General features: G+C 48.7%; 18 protein-coding genes. 16 read left to right on the plus strand and 2 right to left on the minus strand.

Annotation, left to right across the window (positions count from 1 at the left end; genetic code table 11):
• Window positions 1–31 precede the first annotated feature (31 nt).
• The 5 genes from GNE05_RS01855 (at window position 32) to GNE05_RS01875 (ending at window position 5,264) form a co-directional block, all read left to right on the plus strand.
• A complete protein-coding gene (locus tag GNE05_RS01855) occupies window positions 32–811 on the plus strand; it encodes a glucose 1-dehydrogenase (RefSeq protein ID WP_021495285.1) in 780 nt (259 codons plus the stop codon).
• A gap of 81 nt (window positions 812–892) precedes the next feature.
• Window positions 893–2,572: a glycoside hydrolase family 13 protein gene (locus GNE05_RS01860; protein WP_160182360.1), complete on the plus strand. Its 1,680-nt coding sequence runs from the start codon at window positions 893–895 to the stop codon at window positions 2,570–2,572.
• 185 nt (window positions 2,573–2,757) lie between these two features.
• Window positions 2,758–3,717 (plus strand): metal ABC transporter substrate-binding protein, encoded by a 960-nt coding sequence (locus tag GNE05_RS01865; protein WP_029973931.1) that lies wholly within the window; start codon window positions 2,758–2,760, stop codon window positions 3,715–3,717.
• Between the two features lie 54 nt (window positions 3,718–3,771).
• Complete coding sequence (locus tag GNE05_RS01870) at window positions 3,772–4,467, plus strand: metal ABC transporter ATP-binding protein (protein ID WP_021495283.1); 696 nt, start codon at window positions 3,772–3,774, stop codon at window positions 4,465–4,467.
• A complete protein-coding gene (locus tag GNE05_RS01875; RefSeq protein WP_007409044.1) occupies window positions 4,425–5,264 on the plus strand; it encodes a metal ABC transporter permease in 840 nt (279 codons plus the stop codon). The genes GNE05_RS01870 and GNE05_RS01875 overlap by 43 nt, the downstream gene beginning before the upstream one ends.
• Window positions 5,265–5,307: 43 nt before the next feature.
• On the opposite strand, the gene GNE05_RS01880 is transcribed toward GNE05_RS01875, so the two are convergent.
• Window positions 5,308–6,303: an LLM class flavin-dependent oxidoreductase gene (locus GNE05_RS01880; protein WP_014416842.1), complete on the minus strand. Its 996-nt coding sequence runs from the start codon at window positions 6,301–6,303 to the stop codon at window positions 5,308–5,310.
• Between the two features lie 275 nt (window positions 6,304–6,578).
• Between GNE05_RS01880 and GNE05_RS01885 the strand changes: the two genes are divergently transcribed.
• From GNE05_RS01885 to GNE05_RS01930, 10 genes are all read left to right on the plus strand, one after another.
• Window positions 6,579–7,175 (plus strand): TerD family protein, encoded by a 597-nt coding sequence (locus GNE05_RS01885; RefSeq protein WP_015239102.1) that lies wholly within the window; start codon window positions 6,579–6,581, stop codon window positions 7,173–7,175.
• Between the two features lie 23 nt (window positions 7,176–7,198).
• A complete protein-coding gene (locus GNE05_RS01890; RefSeq protein ID WP_003156648.1) occupies window positions 7,199–7,780 on the plus strand; it encodes a TerD family protein in 582 nt (193 codons plus the stop codon).
• A gap of 32 nt (window positions 7,781–7,812) precedes the next feature.
• Window positions 7,813–8,391, plus strand: coding sequence for a TerD family protein (locus GNE05_RS01895; RefSeq protein ID WP_003156645.1), 579 nt, complete (start codon window positions 7,813–7,815; stop codon window positions 8,389–8,391).
• Between the two features lie 38 nt (window positions 8,392–8,429).
• Window positions 8,430–9,203: a TerC family protein gene (locus GNE05_RS01900; RefSeq protein ID WP_003156644.1), complete on the plus strand. Its 774-nt coding sequence runs from the start codon at window positions 8,430–8,432 to the stop codon at window positions 9,201–9,203.
• Between the two features lie 73 nt (window positions 9,204–9,276).
• Complete coding sequence (locus tag GNE05_RS01905) at window positions 9,277–10,899, plus strand: YceG family protein (protein WP_160182361.1); 1,623 nt, start codon at window positions 9,277–9,279, stop codon at window positions 10,897–10,899.
• A 6-nt stretch (window positions 10,900–10,905) separates the two neighbouring features.
• On the plus strand, window positions 10,906–11,994 hold the full coding sequence (locus GNE05_RS01910) for a toxic anion resistance protein (RefSeq protein WP_007609246.1): 1,089 nt from the start codon (window positions 10,906–10,908) through the stop codon (window positions 11,992–11,994).
• Window positions 11,995–12,109: 115 nt separating this feature from the next.
• Entirely contained in the window at window positions 12,110–13,312 is a 1,203-nt protein-coding gene (locus GNE05_RS01915) for an MFS transporter (protein WP_137988013.1), read from the plus strand.
• 381 nt (window positions 13,313–13,693) lie between these two features.
• Window positions 13,694–14,950: a glycine/proline betaine ABC transporter ATP-binding protein OpuAA gene (gene opuAA, locus GNE05_RS01920; RefSeq protein ID WP_003156640.1), complete on the plus strand. Its 1,257-nt coding sequence runs from the start codon at window positions 13,694–13,696 to the stop codon at window positions 14,948–14,950.
• Window positions 14,951–15,799 (plus strand): glycine/proline betaine ABC transporter permease subunit OpuAB, encoded by an 849-nt coding sequence (gene opuAB / locus GNE05_RS01925; RefSeq protein WP_003156639.1) that lies wholly within the window; start codon window positions 14,951–14,953, stop codon window positions 15,797–15,799. It begins immediately after the preceding gene.
• Entirely contained in the window at window positions 15,799–16,680 is an 882-nt protein-coding gene (locus GNE05_RS01930) for a glycine betaine ABC transporter substrate-binding protein (protein ID WP_014416846.1), read from the plus strand. The genes opuAB and GNE05_RS01930 overlap by 1 nt, the downstream gene beginning before the upstream one ends.
• 35 nt (window positions 16,681–16,715) lie before the next feature.
• Here GNE05_RS01930 and GNE05_RS01935 read toward each other — a convergent pair whose 3' ends face one another.
• Window positions 16,716–17,837, minus strand: coding sequence for a M20 peptidase aminoacylase family protein (locus GNE05_RS01935; protein ID WP_128496421.1), 1,122 nt, complete (start codon window positions 17,835–17,837; stop codon window positions 16,716–16,718).
• A 135-nt stretch (window positions 17,838–17,972) separates the two neighbouring features.
• Here GNE05_RS01935 and GNE05_RS01940 point away from each other — a divergent pair, with 135 nt between their 5' ends.
• A complete protein-coding gene (locus GNE05_RS01940) occupies window positions 17,973–19,406 on the plus strand; it encodes a YfcC family protein (protein ID WP_160182362.1) in 1,434 nt (477 codons plus the stop codon).
• Window positions 19,407–19,480 lie beyond the last annotated feature (74 nt).

Below are 19,480 nucleotides of genomic sequence, written 5' to 3' on the forward strand. Positions count from 1 at the left end.
TCTGTATTAACATCAGGGAGGAAAAGAGACAATGTATCAGGATTTACAGGGAAAAACAGCAATCGTAACAGGTTCTTCGAAAGGAATCGGAAAGGCCATTGCCGAACGCTTCGGCAAGGAGCGGATGAATGTGGTTGTGAACTACCTCGGTGATTCCGCCGGAGCGGAAGAAGCGGCGGACATCATTGAGAAAGCGGGAGGCCGAGCCGTCACCGTAAAAGCCGATGTATCCTCAGAAGAAGGGATTCAGGCGCTGTTTCATGCCGCGCAGGAGCATTTCGGGGGCGTGGACGTGATGGTCAACAATTCCGGCTTTAACGGAGCCGAAGCGATGCCCCATGAAATGAGCCTGGAGGATTGGCAAAGGGTCATCGACGTCAACGTGACCGGCACCTTTTTGGGGGCGAAAGCGGCACTGAAACATATGCTCGAGCGCGGCAAAAAAGGAACGGTCTTAAACATATCGAGCGTTCATCAGCAAATACCGCGTCCTGAAAACGTGCAGTACTCGGCATCCAAAGGCGGAATCAAAATGATGACGGAAACGATGGCGCTCAATTACGCAGACAAAGGCATCCGGGTGAATGCCATCGCTCCCGGCACGATCGCCACGGAGTCCAATAAGGATCTGGAAGATGAAACACATAAACAGGCCCAGCTGAAAAAAATTCCGATGAACGCCTTCGGCAAACCGGAAGAAGTCGCCGCGGCCGCCGCATGGATGGTGTCGGAAGAAGCGAGTTACGTGACCGGAACGACACTTTTCGTCGACGGAGGCATGACGCTTTATCCGTCTCAGCTGGACAGATAAAAGAGGGGGGAAACCTTCTCTTTTTTGTTTAGGGAAGGATCATAAAGGAAATGGTTCTCTAAAAAACAGGAGGGCCGCAAGATGGCAAGTGACTGGTGGAAAGACGCCGTTGTCTATCAAATCTATCCGCGAAGCTTTCAAGATACGAACGGCGACGGCATAGGCGACCTGCGGGGGGTTATCGCGCGTCTCGATTATATAAAAGAACTTGGCGCTGATGTGATATGGATCTGCCCGATTTACCCGTCGCCAAACGTTGATAACGGCTACGATGTGACGGATCATCAAGCGATTATGGAATCCTACGGAACGATGGAGGATTTTCACGATCTGCTTACAAAATGCCGCAGCCGCGGATTAAAGCTTGTGATGGATTTCGTCTTAAATCATACATCCACGGAGCATCCTTGGTTCAAAGAGGCGGAAATGAATCCGGACAGCAAATACCGCGATTATTATATTTGGCGGCCGGGCACCGCGGACGGCCCGCCGACCGATTGGGTGTCGGATTACGGACAATCCGTCTGGCAGTACGAAGAACATACGGGCGAATATTACCTGCATATGAACGCCGTCAAACAAGCCGATCTGAATTGGGAAAATCCCGAGGTTCGGCAATCAGTATACGAGATGATGAGATTTTGGCTCGATAAAGGCGTGGACGGATTGCGAATAGACCAGCTTCATCTTCTGTCAAAAAAAGAATATTTGCCGCCATATGAAGATTACATCGCCCGCCGAGCCGATCCGAAGCCTTTCCGGCCAAACGGGGCACGGATACATGATTACTTAAAAGAAATGACGAAAGAGGTATTTTCCAAATATGACGTGATGTCGGTCGGCGAGGCCGGATCAGTGACGCCTGAGGAAGGGCTGGTCTACACGGGAACCGATGAGCATGAACTGAATATGATTTTTCATTTTCAGCATATGGAGCTTGATCAAAAGCCGGGCCAAGAGCATTGGGATGTAAAACCGCTTGAGCTGTCCGATTTAAAGAAAGTGCTCACAGACTGGCAGGAAAAACTGGAACATCAAGGCTGGAATACGCTGTATTGGTGCAATCATGACCAGCCCCGGATCGTATCCCGTTTCGGAGACGAAGGAACATACCGCAAAGCATCCGCCAAAATGCTTGCCGCCCTGCTTTATTTCATGAAAGGCACGCCGTACATTTACCAGGGGGAAGAAATCGGCATGACAAACGCTCCGTTTGACAGAATAGAGGATTATCAAGATATTCAGACCGTCAATATGTATCATAAAAGGGTATTTGAAATGGGCCGCAACAGAGAAGAAGTCATGGCGTCCATTATGGCGAAAAGCCGGGACCATGCCCGTACACCGATGCAGTGGGACGGCAGCAAGAATGCCGGATTTACGGAGGGCGAACCGTGGCTGAAGGTCAATCCCAATTACAAAACCGTCAATGCGGCCGAGGCTCAGGATGATCCCGATTCTATATTGAACTTTTACAAAAAACTGATCCGCCTGAGAAAACAGTATGCTGATATCATAAAAGGCAGCTACACCCTGCTGCTTCCTGATGACCCGCAGCTGTTTGTGTATGAAAGACAGGCAAACGGACAAAAACTCATGTCCATCAGCAACGTATCGAAAGAAGAAGCCGCCTTTTATTGGCCGGACGGCTCCGAACCTGAAAGGGCCGAGCTGCTTCTCAGCAACTATGAAAATGACGGCGGCACGGAATCCCGCATCACATTCCGCCCTTATGAAACAAGAGTTTATCTGCTTGCCTGATATGTGATACGACGCCCCCGTCCATACATGGCGGGGGCTTTTTAGGTAAATCGGATATCAATTTAGAAAAAAATATCTTGCAAAACGTAATTACTTCGTTTTATTATGGTATAGGTAACAAATGAAAGAGAAAGTACGCTTTGGAAATCGTCATCATTCTGATTTACAGAACAGGGGGAAACGGCTTGTTTAAAAAATGGAGCGGAATCATTGTCATTGCGGCATGCTTTTTAATCGCGGCGGGCTGCGGCAATTCATCTTCAAAAGGTTCGTCAGGTTCTTCGAAAAGCGGCAAACTGCACGTCGTGACGACCTTTTATCCTATGTACGAATTCACGAAACAAATTGTCAAAGACAAAGGCGATGTAGACATTCTCATCCCGTCTTCGGTCGAACCCCATGATTGGGAGCCGACGCCGAAAGATATCGCCGGCATTCAAAACGCCGATCTTTTCGTATACAACAGCGAATATATGGAGACATGGGTTCCTTCAGCGGAAAAAAGCATGAGCTCTGATCATGCGAAGTTTGTAAAGGCGTCAAAAGGAATTGACTTACTCGAAGGTTCGGATGAAGAGGAAGAGGAACATGGACACGGCGGTCATGACCACAGCCACAGCATGGACCCTCACGTGTGGCTCAGCCCGGTTCTTGCGCAAAAAGAGGTCAAAACCATTACGGCGCAGATCGTAAAACAGGACCCGAAGAATAAAGCATACTATGAGAAAAATAGTAAAGAATATATTGCAAAACTGCAGGATCTTGATAAACTATACCGTACAACATTAAATAAAGCGGCGAAAAAAGAATTGATCACACAGCACGCGGCATTCAGCTATCTCGCCAAAGAATACGGCTTAAAACAAGTCGCGATTGCAGGCCTTTCTCCTGAAGAAGAGCCGAGTGCGGCCAAACTGGCGGATCTCAAAACGTTTGCCAAAAAGCATGATGTGAAGATCATCTACTTTGAAGAAGTTGCATCGCCTAAAGTTGCAGATACACTTGCCGGTGAAATCGGCGCGAAAACGGAAGTGCTCAATACACTGGAAGGTTTAAGCCAAAAAGAACGGGATAAAGGCATCGGTTATATCGACATTATGGAGAAAAACCTTGATGCACTGAAAGATTCGCTATTGGTTAAATAACATAGTGTGCGCCGCGGGGTGCACACTATTTCTATGCGGGAAAGGAAGGTCAGCATGAATCTCGTTACATTAAAAGATATCGTTTTTGGTTATTCGCATACACCGGTGCTTGACGGCGTGTCGCTGGAAATCAAAAGCGGCGAATTCGTCGGCATTACAGGACCGAACGGCGCGTCAAAATCGACGCTCATGAAAGTCATGCTTGGCATGCTCAGACCTTGGGAAGGAACGGCCGAGATCAGTAAAAAAAATGCAGCCGGAAAACGCCTGACAATCGGCTATGTTCCGCAGCAGATTTCTTCATTTAACGCAGGATTCCCAAGCACGGTTCTGGAGCTTGTGCAATCAGGCCGTTATACGAAAGGAAAATGGTTTAAACGATTGAACGAAACGGATCACCACGAGGTGGAAAACGCGCTGAAGATGGTGGAAATGTGGGATTTCCGCCACCGGAAAATCGGCGATTTATCCGGCGGACAGAAGCAGAAAATCTGCATTGCGAGAATGCTTGCGAGCAATCCGGATCTGCTGATGCTTGATGAGCCGACAACCGCGGTTGATTATGAAAGCAGACAGGGTTTCTACGAATTTATGCACCATCAGGTGAAAAATCACAACCGCACCGTCGTCATGGTGACACACGAACAAAACGAAGTACAGCAGTATCTGGATAAAGTCATACGGCTTGAGAGGGGGGAAAAAGGCGGATGGAAATGTTTGACTTGGAATTCATGCGACGAGCTTTTCTAGCGGGAAGCATGATCGGAATTATGGCGCCGATATTAGGCGTATATCTCGTGCTGAGAAGACAGGCGCTGATGGCGGATACGCTGTCTCATATTTCATTGTCGGGCGTGGCCATCGGTTTTTTTCTCAGTACCAATATTACGGCGGCGAGCATCGTTGTCGTCACGATCGGAGCGATCGGCATTGAATACATGCGGCGGGCGTACCGTACATATTCAGAGGTATCTATCGCAATCTTAATGGCGGCCGGGCTGTCGTTTGCGATGTTTCTGATCAGCCTGTCAAAAGGCGGCGCGTCGATGAGCATCGATCAATATTTATTTGGATCGCTTGTCACGGTCAGCCAGCAGCAGGTCTATATTATCGGAGGCATTACCCTGCTGATTCTGCTTTATTTTATTATACTAAACAGACCGCTCTACCTGCTTACCTTTGACGAGGCGACGGCTAAGACATCAGGCATTAACACAAACCTCCTGTCAATGTCATTCAGCATCGTGACGGGGCTGGCGATTTCGGTCATTATTCCGATTATCGGCGTGCTGCTCGTTTCCGCGCTCCTCGTACTGCCCGCGGCTTTTGCAATCCGTATTGCCAAAGGGTTTAAATGGGTGTTTGCGGCGGCCATTATTATTTCTCTTTTCAGTGTGTTCATGGGGCTGACGTCTTCGTACCAGCTCGGAACGCCTCCGGGGCCGTCAATCACTTTACTGTTAATCATTCTGCTTCTGCTCGGGTTTACGCTGCAGGGGATTTGGAATGCGTTTAAAAAAGGAAAAGAACGAAAAAACCGCCGTTAAGCGGTGCAGCAGTCTCATCTGCTGCTCCGTTTGACGGCTTTTTTTACAGAAATATATCAGCAAGACGCTCATATGACTCTTTTTTTGCTTCGAAATCAAAGACGTTGCACAGCACCATTATCTCTTTTGTCTGATACCGCTCGGAAAGTTCAAGCAGACGGCGTTTCACTGCGGCAGGAGAGCCGACCACCATCCGCTTCCTGTTTTCTTCTATCTGTTTACGATCCTCCGGCGAATACGGATAAGCCTTCGCTTCTTCCACACTCGGCACGCGGCTGTCGGCGCCTTTTCCGACACGAAGAAGCCATAAATCCTGGCTTAAGGCGAGTTCTTCCGCTTTCTCATCCGTAGCCGCGCATATGACGAAAATGGCACAGAGCGAGGCGGGAGCGGAAAAATGGGCGGAGGCCCGGAAATGGTCCCGATAGATCTGAAAAGCTTTTTCCCCGCGTTCCGGATTAATGAAATGGCCGAAGACATAGCCCGCACCTTGAAGAGCGGCGCGTCTGGCGCTGTTTTCCCCGAGTCCGAGCACCCAAAGCTGCGGAGCTGTTTCAATCAAAGGCGCTGTTTTTATTCCTGCATAAGCATGGTTCGAGGGAATCGAATCTGTCAGAAAGGATGATAAATCCTCAAGCTGCCTGTTGAATTCGGTCATGCTTTTCTTTACCCCGTCTGTGAGGGCGAGCCGGATTTTCGTTGTGCCGCCCGGTGAGCGTCCGACCCCGAGGTCAATCCGGTTCGGATGCAGCGCCTCAAGCTGACGGAAAGTTTCCGCGACTTTATAGGGGCTGTACTGCGGCAGCAGCACGCCGCCTGATCCGACACGGATGGACGTTGTGGCTGCGGCGGTATGAGCGATCATAATTTCCGGCGAAACGCTTGCGAGCCCTCTTGTGCCGTGATGCTCGGCAAACCAGTACCGCTTATAGCCCCATCCTTCACTGAGGCGGGCGAGCTCCGCTGAACGGCGGAGCGTCTCGTGCGGCCCGTTTCCTTTGGATACGGGCGCCTGATCAAGTATGCTTAAATCAATCACTCGTCTGCCCCTTTCCTGACATGTATTGATACAAGGATAGGAAAAATGTTCAGTCCCCGTCAATTTCTTTGTTTTCTCTATTCTCTCCGGAACGAAGGAGAATATAGGAAGTGATTTTTCGCCGTTTTTCGCCAAAAATTCTTATGTTTTATGAAACTTTGATATAATAAAAGACGTATATCTTAATAAACACCGGGATTCTTGTCCCGGAATTTAGTAAAAATGCGCACTTGCGGCGTGCTTAGCGGCACCCTTACAGAATAGGAGTGAATCATATGGCGATCTCTTTACAAAAAGGACAGCGGATTGATTTAACAAAAGGAAAAGCCGGCCTGTCAAAACTGCTGGTCGGACTCGGCTGGGACCCTGTATCATCCGGGGGCTTTTTCGGAAAGCTGTTCGGCGGAGGCGGTGCCAATATCGACTGTGACGCTTCCGTACTGATGCTTGAAAATGATAAAATGACAGACAGCAAAAACGTCATCTATTTCGGCAATCTGAAAAGCCGGTGCGGCGGTGTCGTACATACGGGTGACAACCTGACGGGTGAAGGCGACGGCGATGATGAACAAATTCTCATCGATTTAGCGAAAGTGCCCGCTCAGATTAATAAACTTGTGTTTGTCGTCAATATTTACGACTGCGTCAGACGAAAACAGGACTTCGGCATGATTCAAAACGCGTTCATCCGCGTTGTTGATCAGGCTAATCGCGAAGAACTGGTGACTTACAATTTAAGAGATAACTATTCAGGCAGAACGAGCCTGATCGCGGCTGAAATCTACCGCCAGGACGGCGAGTGGAAATTCGCCGCAGTAGGAGAAGGCACAAACGATACAAAAATCGGCGATATCGTTAACCGATACGCCTAAACGATAAAAAGGAGAGTGCACTCATGGCAATTTCATTGGCAAAAGGACAAAAAGTAGATTTGACTAAAACAAATCCGGGTCTTTCTAAAGTCGTTGTCGGCCTTGGCTGGGATACAAACAAATACGACGGCGGACATGACTTTGATTTAGATTCCAGCGTCTTTCTATTAAATGAAGCAGGAAGATGCGCGTCGCCCGATGATTTCATTTTCTATAATCAGCTTGAAGGCGGAAACGGCTCTGTCGCACATTCAGGCGACAACCTGACAGGCCAGGGCGAAGGCGATGACGAAAGCGTAAGGGTCAACCTGAGCGCGGTGCCTGCCGCTATTGACAAAATTTCATTCGTCATCACGATTCATGAAGCGGAAGCGCGCGGCCAAAACTTCGGACAAGTTTCCAACGCGTTCGTGCGCATTGTCAATGAAGAAACAAATGAAGAGCTGATCCGTTATGATCTGGCTGAAGATTTCTCAATTGAAACAGCCATTATCGCAGGGGAGCTTTACAGACATAACGGCGAATGGAAATTTTCCGCGATCGGCTCAGGCTACCAAGGCGGACTGGCCCGTATTGCGACAGATTACGGCCTGCAAATCGGCTGAACCATATCAAACACAGAAGGGAGAGACAGCACATGGCTATTCAATTGGCGAAAGGACAGCGTGTTGATCTGACAAAAACGAACCCCGGTCTTACAAAAGCGGTGATCGGCTTAGGCTGGGATACGAACAAGTACTCCGGAGGGCATGACTTTGACCTTGACGCGTCGGCTTTTCTTGTCGATGCCCATGACAACTGTGTAAATGATCTTGATTTTGTTTTCTACAATAACCTGGAACACCCGAGCGGGGGCGTCATCCATACGGGAGACAACCGGACGGGCGAGGGCGAGGGAGACGATGAACAAATTATCGTCGACTTCTCAAAAATACCCGCAAATATTGAAAAGATCGGCATCACCGTCACGATTCATGATGCGGAAGCGCGCGGCCAAAATTTCGGACAAGTGTCTAACGCGTTCGTGCGCGTCGTCGATGAAAACAGCCAGAATGAACTGCTTCGTTTCGATTTAGGGGAAGACTTCTCGATTGAAACGGCGGTTGTCGTTTGTGAGCTTTACCGCCATGGGGCTGAGTGGAAGTTTAACGCCATCGGCAGCGGGTTTTCCGGCGGTCTGGCATCACTTTGCCGGAATTACGGCTTGCAGGTGTAAGCAGGAAATTACCGTTTTACTAAATAGGAGGAAAAAACTTGGATTTTCTACATCATATTATGTCGACCTACGCTTCCTTTTTTGATTGGAAAATGTGGGGTGAGGTGCTGACTGACCCTGTATCATGGGGGCTGATCGGTTCCTTGGTTCTGCTGGAAGGGCTGCTGTCGGCCGACAATGCGTTAGTGCTTGCGGTTATGGTAAGGCATCTGCCTGAAAAACAGCGGAAGAAAGCATTAACATACGGATTGTTCGGGGCATATATTTTCCGTTTTATCTTTATCGGGATCGGAATGCTGCTCATTAAGTTCTGGTGGATCAAAGTGCTTGGCGCGCTGTACCTGGCTTGGCTCGTCATTAAGCATTTCTGGATCGGAGAAGGTGATGACGATACGGAAGGCATGAAGAAAAATTCATGGATGGTCCGTACGTTTGGAATTTTCTGGGCCACTGTCGTTTCAGTTGAGTTAATGGATCTGGCCTTCTCTGTTGACAGCATTTTGGCCGCGTTTGCGGTATCGGAAAAAGTGTGGGTGCTCTTGATCGGCGGTATGCTCGGCATTCTCATGATGCGTACAGTCGCAAAAGTATTCCTTGTTTTAATTGATAAAATCCCTGAGCTTGAAAACACGGCTTTCGTGCTGATCGGGATCATCGCCGTGAAAATGGCGGCGAGCGCCTTTGATTATGAAATGCCGCACGTTGTGTTCTTCGGAATCATCATCGCTGCGTTTGTGGTAACGTTTATTATCCACTATTTCAACAAACAAAAGCAGGTTCAGGAGCAAACGGCTGCATCTAAAGAAGAATAAAACAAAAAAGGAGGGAGAGTTTCATTTCCTTCCTTTTTTGTACCGATAATCATGAAGAGAAAGGAGGAAAATGATGAAGCAGGAAGAATTGGTGATCCGAAAGGCCGAGCCGGAAAACGGTGACTGGGAAACGTTTCTGATGCGGCCGCTGCCGGAACGTCCCGGTTATGAGCGGGAAAACGGGCTGGCGTTTACCCGGCTTGCCGTCCGGATTTTGGGCACTCCTTATGATGAGACGGAGTATTACAATAAGCTTTTCGAGCTGTCTTCTCATGAAAACATCCATGTGTTAAGCGAGACGCTGGATAAGACCATCGCGCCTGAAACGTTTCAGGCGCTCCAGCACATTCATTCCGTCAATCAAAAAGAGAAAGGGCTTTCGGTTTCCAGGTTTGTCGCGTTTCTCGATGGAGGCAGGCTGCTTGCCAAACACGCTGATCCGCTTATGCACCGCCGGCTGAGAACCGCGTTTATGACGCTTTTGGAAACCTTTGCGGACCGGCATGAAAACGGGCTGAATCATCCCGATTTCCGGCGTGTGCTCTTGGATGTGTCAAAGTTTTCGCTGAACCACCTGAATCCATGGCTTGAACAAGCCGATATAGAGCGTGAGATGCCGAAGGTGGTGTGGTATGGAGACGCTACCAAAAGCCAGCTCTATTTTCTCTATTATATAATGCTGATCGGCTGTGACGTCCTATTGTTTCATCCGGCTGCGGAAGATCCGTTCAGCTTGATTGATCCGGATGAGGAACTCAGCTTTGTGATAAAGCTCCCCGCAACAGGCGGCCTTGAGCCATTCCCGAAAGAAAAGCCGGACAGAACGTCCACGACGGCCTACCGGTCAACGAAAGAAATTGAGCATGTGCTGAATCATGAGGAATCTATGATGTATAAGCCTTGGCAGTTCAGGGATCATACCCCGCAGTCCGTGACATTAAAAACGACGTATGATGAGTTATTTCTCATTGCGAAGGAGCGGGCGTTTATCCGGCCGCAATTTAAAGCGGACAGGGAGCGGGTGGCCGTTCCGAACCTTTTTGCGAAAGTGATGGGGGTTTCCAAAGATACGAAAGAATATTGGAACAGACTCCATACCGCCGCAGACTATCAGGAGACACACATGATCCGCAGTTTTCCGTTTACGGAAGAGCTGAAAGCCAACTACCAGTATCACTACAGTCAGGTTTTGAACGAAGAAGGAGCGATTGACGCGGAAAGGCTGAAAAGAAGCAACATCTGGCAGTACAAGCATCTGCCTTCAGGTGTGCAGAGCGCCATCGCCAATGTGATTTCTGACATGTGCAGAAACCCCGGGCTGAAGGCTTTGCCCGGCGAGCAGGCAAGGGATGCCGCAATCTATTTGTTCCGCCAGGCGACGAACCTGCCCGCTTCGCTGCTGCAATTGATTCAGACGTTTGATTACGCCCAAACCGTTCCGAAACTCGTTTTATATCATACGGAACAAAATGGCGAACTCACACGTTCTGACGCCGCCGCTCTGTTGTTTTTAAATAAATTCGGCGTCGATATCATCTTGTATAATCCGCCGGGCCATCAGGACATTGAGCATTATATTGAAGAAAGCCAATTTGATGTCCATTGGCTGGAGGACATGGTGTTTCGGCAGGAATATAAGGAGCCGTCACTCGTAAGAAAGCTGTTTAGAACCATTACGCAAAAGCAGGGAGAGTAAATAAACATGACAGAAAATCAAAATCCGCTTGTTCTTGATAAAAATGAAGAGATTTCTGAACAAAAAGCAGATGACATCAGGGTGCAGCTGCGCCAAGACCCTGAGGTGCAGCGTATTTCGCAGCAGATTGACGTGAAAAACCAAATGGAGCTGCTTGAGTACGGAAAAGAACCGGCAGTTGAAATCTCGAAGTTCTCAGACCGCATCTTAAATATGATGAAAACAACAAGTGTCACGGATTCAGGCACAATGCTGACGCAGCTCGGAAAAATCATGGACCGTTTCGACAAAAATGATTTCGATGAACCAAAAGGATTTCTCGCTAAAATGTTCAAACGCGGGAACAGCATGATTGAAAAGATTTTTCAAAAGTACCGCACGTTGGGCGGAGAAATTGAAAAAATCCACGTCGAAATTTCAAAATACAAAGATGAAATGGCAAAGACGAACCATACGCTAGAAGAGATGTATGAAAACAACATTAACTACTACATGGAGCTTGAAAAATATGTCGTTGCCGGGCAGATGAAGCTTGAGGAAATGCAGGCGCTCATTCCTTCTTATGAAGAAAAAGCGGCAGGCGGAAACCAGCTTGCGCAAATGCAGCTCGATACGCTTCGTGACGGGCTTCAGGCGCTTGAGGAACGTGTCTATGATTTAGATATGGCGCGGATGGTGGCGCTGCAAACGGCGCCGCAGATCCGCCTCCTTCAGCGCGGAAATACGAAGCTCATCGGGAAAATCAATTCCGCTTTCGTCATTACGATTCCGATATTCAAAAACGGCATTATTCAGGCTGTCACAGTCAAACGGCAAAAGCTTGTGGCTGATTCAATGAGCGAGCTTGACCGCCGCACGAATGAAATGCTGAAGCGCAACGCTGAAAATATTTCAAACCAAAGCGTGGAGATTGCCCGTATGGCAGGCCGTCCGAGCATTGACATTGAGACGATTGAAACGTCTTGGAATACGATTGTCAGCGGTATGCAGGAAACGAAACAGATCGAAGAAGAGAACAGACGTATCAGAGAAGACGGCGCGAAACGGATTCAACAGCTTCAGGATAATATTAAAAACGCAGTCTTAAAGAATTAACACACACCCCGCTTGCTTACGGCAAGCGGGATTTTTTTGCGAAAAAAGATAATGACAATGTGTAAAGACAGGTGTAAACTTATACGGTAATCATTTTCGATTTGAGGTGCTGCTTATGAACAAACAACCTGCCGTCACTCCGCGAAAACTTCTGGCGATTGCCGGAATGGGCTGGCTGTTTGATGCGATGGATGTCGGAATTTTGTCGTTTATTATCGCCGCGCTTCACACTGATTGGAATTTAACACCCGATCAAATGAAATGGATCGGAAGCGTCAATTCCATCGGTATGGCAGCGGGCGCCTTTGTATTCGGAATGCTGGCCGACAGGATCGGCCGGAAAAAAGTGTTTATGATCACGCTGTTATTCTTTTCTGTCGGAAGCGGCATATCCGCTTTCGCAACGGGATTGACGGTTTTTCTCATATTGCGTTTTCTGATCGGAATGGGGCTTGGCGGGGAACTGCCTGTCGCCTCGACGCTCGTGTCAGAAGCGTCCGCTCCCGAAAAGCGGGGACGGATCATCGTGCTGCTTGAGAGCTTTTGGGCCGCGGGCTGGCTTCTTGCGGCGGTGATTTCCTACTTTGTCATACCGTCATTCGGCTGGCAGGCCGCGCTGCTCTTAACGGCGCTGGCCGCATTTTATGCGCTGTACTTGCGGAAAAGCCTTCCGGAATCACCGGCGCATCAGGCATTGCCGCAGAAAAAAAGCATACGCGGGCAGGCGGGAAGTGTCTGGACGAAACCGTATATCCGGCCGACGGTGCTGCTGTCTGTCGTTTGGTTCTGCGTCGTCTTTTCATATTACGGCATGTTTTTATGGCTGCCGAGCGTGATGCTGATGAAAGGCTACAGCATGATTGAGAGCTTCGAATACGTCCTTCTGATGACACTTGCTCAGCTTCCCGGATATTTCTCTGCGGCGTGGCTGATCGAAAAAGCGGGGCGGAAGACCATCTTAGTCATCTATTTGCTCGGAACGGCGGGCAGCGCTTATTTCTTCGGTGCCGCGGATTCATTGGCCATGCTGCTCGCGGCCGGCATGCTGCTGTCCTTCTTCAATCTCGGCGCATGGGGCGTGCTTTACGCCTATACACCGGAGCAGTATCCTGCGGCGATCCGTGCGACCGGTTCCGGAACAACGGCGGCGGTCGGCAGAATCGGCGGCATTTTCGGTCCGCTTCTCGTCGGATCGCTTGCAGCCCGGAACGTTTCGTTTACAGCAATTTTCGCCGTCTTTTGTGCGGCCATCCTGATTGCCGTCATCACCATTATTATTCTCGGAAAAGAAACGAAACAGACAGAGCTTGCGCAATGAGCACCCTTTTGGGGTGCTTTTTTTAGTGAGCTGTCTGTTGGCAGACCTATATTTTTCCTTAAAATTCCTTATTTTCAGGAGGCGAAAACTTCTTTTTCCGGGACAATGTCGCAAAAAAATTCTTGTATTTGTAAAAAAAGGATAGGAAATCAGTTTGCAGCACATTCGATGGAAACGTTCTCAAGCCTGATAAAAGCCCGGTTTCCTTTATAATTTATCCTCAATAAGGAGGATTAGAGAGTATTTAGAAGCATACCAGAGGAAAATAAGACACAGGGATGTTTTTAAAGTAATGATACAAAATAAAAGGGATTATGATGTTTGTTTGACTTATTACAAACGTGTTACGGTATTAAAGATTGCTTATTATGGAGGGAAAATATGAATTTGGATGAGAAACCAATTAAGATAAAAGTCGAAAATGTATCTAAGGTTTTCGGAAAACAGACAAAAAAAGCCATTCAGATGCTGTCCAGCGGAAAAAACAAAAAAGAGATCCTGAAAGCGACCGGATCAACCGTTGGTGTCAATCAAGCAAACTTTGATGTATATGATGGGGAGATATTTGTCATCATGGGTCTATCGGGGAGCGGTAAATCAACTTTAGTTCGGCTGTTAAACCGGCTTATTGAACCGACTGCCGGGAATATTTATATTGATGGTGACATGATAACAAATATGTCAAAAGACCAGCTCCGGGAAGTGCGCCGGAAAAAAATCAGCATGGTCTTTCAAAAATTTGCACTGTTTCCGCACAGAACAATTCTTGAAAATACGGAATACGGCCTGGAGCTTCAAGGCGTCGACAAAAAAGAGCGTGAGCAAAAAGCGCTTGATTCGCTTAAACTTGTCGGTCTTGAAGGCTTTGAACACCAATTCCCAGATCAGCTCAGCGGAGGAATGCAGCAGCGTGTCGGACTTGCCCGCGCATTGACGAATGATCCTGACATTCTTCTGATGGATGAAGCTTTCAGTGCGCTTGATCCGCTGATCCGCAAAGACATGCAGGATGAGCTTTTAGACCTTCATGACTCTGTCGGCAAGACGATCATCTTCATCACGCATGATCTTGATGAAGCATTGCGCATCGGCGACAGAATCGTGCTGATGAAAGACGGTAACATCGTTCAGATCGGGACGCCTGAAGAAATTCTGATGAGCCCGTCCAATGAATACGTTGAGAAATTCGTTGAGGACGTTGATTTATCCAAAGTTCTGACAGCGGGCCACATCATGAAGCGCGCTGAAACCGTGCGGATTGACAAAGGGCCTCGTGTAGCGCTGCAGCTCATGAAGAATCTCGGTATTTCTTCTATTTACGCCGTTGATAAACAGAAACAGCTTCTCGGCGTCATTCACGCGGCGGATGCGAAAAAAGCGGTGGAATCCGACTTATCGCTTCAGGATATTTTAAATACTGAATTTACGACTGTGCACGAAAGCACGTACTTGACGGAAATTTTCGATGTCGTGTCTGATGCGAATATTCCGATCGCCGTCACGGACGATAAGGACCGCATGAAAGGCATTGTCGTGAAAGGCGCATTAATCGGCGCGCTTTCAGGAAATAACGATTATATAAATGTTGAAGATTCTGCTGAACAAGCTCAGGATTCTTCTGTTCAGGGGGTGAAGTAAATGGACAGATTGCCTAGAATTCCGTTAGCAGATATCGTTGACCGGTTTGTTGACTGGCTTACCATGACGTTCGGAGGTTTCTTTGACGGAATCTCAAACGGTTTGGCCGCTTTCGTAAACGCGATTGTGAGCGGTTTGGGTTTCATCCCGTCTATTTTATTGACTGTTATTTTTGCAGCTCTCGCTTGGTGGATCAGTACGAGAGGAATTGCACTCTTTACGTTAATCGGATTCCTTGTTATTGATTATTTGGGCTATTGGTCGCCGATGCTGCAAACGTTGGCGCTTGTCGTCACATCTGTTTTGATTTCCATTATTATCGGGGTTCCGATCGGCATATGGGCGTCTCAGAAAGAAACGGTCCGCCGCATTGTCACACCGATTCTGGATTTAATGCAGACCATGCCGGCTTTCGTATATCTGCTGCCTGCAATTTTCTTCTTTAATATCGGGGTTGTGCCAGGCGTCGTAGCATCTGTTATTTTCGCGATGCCTCCGACGATCCGCATGACGGTTCTCGGTATTAAACAAGTACCGGCTGATTTGATCGAAGCGACGGAAGCATTCGGTTCAACGACGTCTCAGCGTCTGTTCAAGGTCCAGCTTCCGCTTGCCACAAAAACGATTCTTGCCGGTATTAACCAAAGCATCATGCTTGCTTTGTCAATGGTCGTTATCGCGGCCATGGTCGGTGCGCCGGGCCTCGGTTCTGAAGTATACAGCGCCGTGACACAGTTGAAAACCGGTGTCGGAGTGGAAGCGGGTATCGCGATCGTCATCGTAGCGATTACACTCGACCGTATCACGCAAAACATTAAAGTGAAGAAGAAGAGCAGGGGGAATGCCTGATGCTTAAGAAAATCATCGGTGTCGGCGTTACCGCTGCGCTGGCTCTTTCTTTGGCTGCCTGCGGTTCGCAGACTGATGGTAAGGCAACGGCTGCGGACCAGGTGAACAAAACCATTATCGGTATTGATCCGGGATCGGGGATCATGGCCCTGACGGATGAGGCCGTGAACGATTACGGATTGAAAGACTGGAATGTCGTCACGGCGTCAAGTGCTGCCATGACGGCGACATTGAAGAAATCATATGACCGGAAAAAGCCGATCATCGTAACGGGCTGGACGCCGCACTGGATGTTCTCCAGATACAAGCTGAAGTTCCTTGATGATCCGAAAAAAACGTACGGAACTGCCGAGCAGATTCATACGATTACAAGAACCGGCTTCAGTAAGGAACAGCCTAACGCGGCCAAAGTTCTCAGCCAGTTCAAATGGACGCAGGACGATATGGGAGAAGTCATGATTGCCGTTGAGGAAGGCGAAAAGCCGGCCAAAGCCGCTGCTGAATATGTGAAAAAACACAAAGATCAAGTAGCTCAATGGACAAAAGGCGCTCATAAAGTCAAAGGGGATAAAATCAACCTGGCTTATGTGGCGTGGGACAGTGAAATCGCAAGTACGAACGTGGTCGGAAAAGTATTTCAAGACCTCGGCTATGACGTGAAGCTGACGCAAGTGGAGGCAGGACCGATGTGGACTGCGATTGCGACAGGCAGCGCGGATGCGTCATTGTCTGCTTGGCTTCCGAATACCCATAAGGCATATGCGTCTAAATATAAAGGCAAATATGAAGATGTAGGAACGAGTCTGACAGGCGTCAAGATGGGTCTGGTCGTTCCTCAGTATATGAAAAACGTCAATTCAATTGAAGATTTGAAGAAGTAATGAAGAAAAGCAGCCCTGTAACGGGCTGCTTTTTTTTAAGCTTCAAACGATTTGAGGACGGCGGCCGTTAATATCTCAACGCCAGTAAAGATGGCGCTTCGGTCAAATGTCATATGCGGATGGTGAAGTCCCGGCTCCAGACCGCATCCCAGGCCGAGCATCGTCGTTTTCAAGTTCGGCACCTTTAACCCGTAAAAGTGAAAATCCTCTCCTCCGGTTGTCACAAGAGGTTCATCCACATGTTTTTCTCCGAGAATGCCGCTGATCGCAGATGCCATGATGGCTTCCGCCTCCTTGTTTCGCTCGGCTGCCGGGAGGCTGTGTTCTTTTTGCAGTTCAATTTTTGCGCCGAATGCGGCAGCAGCCGCTTCGCAGGCTCTTTCGGTTTCGGCGGTTAATTTCTCCATGGCGGCATTGGTCTGTGCGCGGAGATCAAGGCTGAACGATGCTTTTCCCGGAATGATATTGGAACTCTCTCCGCCTGCCTGAAGCTTTGTCATCTTCACGGAATGCGGGATGCCGGGATCAAGATGAATGAAGCTGAGTTTTTGGACGAGAAGAGCGGCGATTTCGATACTGTTAAGGCCGAGATGCGGTCTCGCGCCGTGGGCTTCTTCTCCGATAATCAGGCCGTCAATATGCTGGCTTGAGCCATGCAGAATGGACGGTGCGCATCGGCCGTTTGCCGTTTCCTGTACGGGGCGCACGTGCACGCCGTATAAGAAGTCAACATCATCCAGTACGCCTTTTTCAATCATTTTCAGCGCTCCGCCGCCTTTTTCTTCCGCCGGCTGAAAAATAAAGCGGATGGTGCCCTTCGGAAGTTTCGGCTGACTCTTTAAAAGCATCATCGTGCCGAGCGCCATCGTCATATGTGAATCATGTCCGCATGAATGGTTCGCCTGAAAGACACCGTCCACTTCCTGCCACAGCGCGTCAATATCCGCCCGGACAGCCACAACGGGCGAGCCTTCTCCGATTTCGCCGACAACACCGGTACAATCATCAAACGTGCGGGTCCGGCAGCCGGCCTCTTTCAGTTTTTCAGTCAGATATTCAGTTGTTTGATATTCTTTCCAGCTTACTTCGGGATTGGCGTGCAGGTGGTCAAAAATATCCATAATGACTTGCTTCTCATGCTCTGTGAGTCTGTTCATGCCGTAAGTCCTCCTTCAAAAGCTGTCTGTTTTTTATTTTTGATATTGAAAACAGGCAATCGGTCTGTATATAATATAGCACACATATCTGTATTTTCTGAATAGTTTATAAATTTAAACCAGGATGGTGATGGTATGGCTGTTCCCAAGGCCGAACCTGTATTGAAAAAGAAGAAATTGTTTGTGATGCCTGATGCTTATGTGCTGCTGTTCATTGCCGCTTTACTATGCGCGATAGCGTCGTACATCGTTCCCGCGGGGGAATTTGACAGGGTGACAAAGGGCAGTGTGACGTCCGCCGTCCCGGGAAGCTATCATTCTTTAGACCAGTCTCCTGTCAGCCCGATCGCTTTTTTTACCGCGATTCAGGAAGGGATGACAAGTTCCGCGCCGATTATTTTTTTAATCCTGTTTACGGGCGGCACCATTGCGATTTTGGAGAAAACGGGCGCCATCAATGGATTGATCAGTAATGTCATCAGTACGTTCCGCACAAAACAGCTGCTGTTTATTGCGATTGTCGGATCTCTATTTTCGATCCTCGGCACAACCGGCATCGTCGTTAATTCCGTGATCGGTTTTATTCCGATCGGCCTGATTGTCGCCCGTTCGCTGAAATGGGACGCCGTGGCCGGAGCGGCCGTCATTTATATCGGCTGTTATGCCGGGTTTAACGCGACGATTTTATCGCCTTCACCGCTCGGGTTATCACAAAGCATCGCGGAGCTGCCGCTGTTTTCCGGTATCGGCCTGCGGATTGCCGTCTACATTTGTTTTCTGTTATCATCTATTTTATATATTTATCGGTATACGAGAAAACTCAGAAAAGCAAAGGACGCCAGTCTGCTGGGGAACGATTGGTTTCCGGCGGCAGGTTCACTCCCGCAGGTTTCTGAGCCGGAGGACAAGCATGTCCCGTTTACCGTCCGCCATAAATTGATTCTGGCTGTCGCGGCTTTGTCGCTTGCCGGCTTTTTATACGGTGCGCTTACTCTTGGCTGGTCTGATTCAGAGATGGCCGCCGTGTTCATTTTTATCTCAATCGTGTCCGGCCTGATTGCGGGAATGGCGGCAAATGATGTCGCAAAAACATTTATTACAGGCTGTCAGGGGCTCGTTTACGGCGCGCTGATCGTCGGAATGGCGAGAAGCATTTCCGTTATCCTGGAACATGGAAAGCTGCTTGATACGGTAGTCAATGGACTTGCGTCACTGCTGCACGGTTTCAGCCCGATGGCAGGCGCAATCGGGATGTATATTTCCAGCGCCCTGCTTCATTTTCTGATTTCATCGGGCTCAGGGGAGGCGGTCGTATTTATTCCGATCTTGGCGCCGCTTGCCGATCTGATAGGCATCACGAGACAGGTCGCGGTTGAAGCGGTCATGCTCGGAGAAGGCGTCGTAAACTGTGTCAATCCGACTTCCGGCGTGCTGATGGCCGTACTGGCTGCCAGCGGCATTCCGTACGTAAAGTGGCTTCGCTTCATGATTCCGCTGGCGCTGATTTGGTTTGTCATCGGTCTCGTGTTTATCTGCATAGGCGTCCTGATCAATTGGGGTCCTTATTAATATTTTTGTCAATGATATTTCGGTTTATCATTATGAATCGGCAAGATATAATGGGAGTTGTAAGCCATTCTTAA

It is taken from the genome of Bacillus sp. AM1(2019), assembly GCF_009906915.1.
GTDB lineage: Bacteria > Bacillota > Bacilli > Bacillales > Bacillaceae > Bacillus > Bacillus velezensis.

Coding starts and splice junctions, on each gene's coding strand:
- opuAA (WP_003156640.1), top strand. CDS start 13,694: ATGAATTTGGATGAGAAACCAATTAAGATAAAAGTCGAAAATGTATCT.
- GNE05_RS01915 (WP_137988013.1), top strand. CDS start 12,110: ATGAACAAACAACCTGCCGTCACTCCGCGAAAACTTCTGGCGATTGCC.
- GNE05_RS01860 (WP_160182360.1), top strand. CDS start 893: ATGGCAAGTGACTGGTGGAAAGACGCCGTTGTCTATCAAATCTATCCG.
- GNE05_RS01855 (WP_021495285.1), top strand. CDS start 32: ATGTATCAGGATTTACAGGGAAAAACAGCAATCGTAACAGGTTCTTCG.
- GNE05_RS01940 (WP_160182362.1), top strand. CDS start 17,973: ATGGCTGTTCCCAAGGCCGAACCTGTATTGAAAAAGAAGAAATTGTTT.
- GNE05_RS01870 (WP_021495283.1), top strand. CDS start 3,772: ATGAATCTCGTTACATTAAAAGATATCGTTTTTGGTTATTCGCATACA.
- GNE05_RS01875 (WP_007409044.1), top strand. CDS start 4,425: ATGGAAATGTTTGACTTGGAATTCATGCGACGAGCTTTTCTAGCGGGA.
- GNE05_RS01905 (WP_160182361.1), top strand. CDS start 9,277: ATGAAGCAGGAAGAATTGGTGATCCGAAAGGCCGAGCCGGAAAACGGT.
- opuAB (WP_003156639.1), top strand. CDS start 14,951: ATGGACAGATTGCCTAGAATTCCGTTAGCAGATATCGTTGACCGGTTT.
- GNE05_RS01885 (WP_015239102.1), top strand. CDS start 6,579: ATGGCGATCTCTTTACAAAAAGGACAGCGGATTGATTTAACAAAAGGA.
- GNE05_RS01910 (WP_007609246.1), top strand. CDS start 10,906: ATGACAGAAAATCAAAATCCGCTTGTTCTTGATAAAAATGAAGAGATT.
- GNE05_RS01930 (WP_014416846.1), top strand. CDS start 15,799: ATGCTTAAGAAAATCATCGGTGTCGGCGTTACCGCTGCGCTGGCTCTT.
- GNE05_RS01895 (WP_003156645.1), top strand. CDS start 7,813: ATGGCTATTCAATTGGCGAAAGGACAGCGTGTTGATCTGACAAAAACG.
- GNE05_RS01935 (WP_128496421.1), bottom strand. CDS start 17,837: ATGAACAGACTCACAGAGCATGAGAAGCAAGTCATTATGGATATTTTT.
- GNE05_RS01890 (WP_003156648.1), top strand. CDS start 7,199: ATGGCAATTTCATTGGCAAAAGGACAAAAAGTAGATTTGACTAAAACA.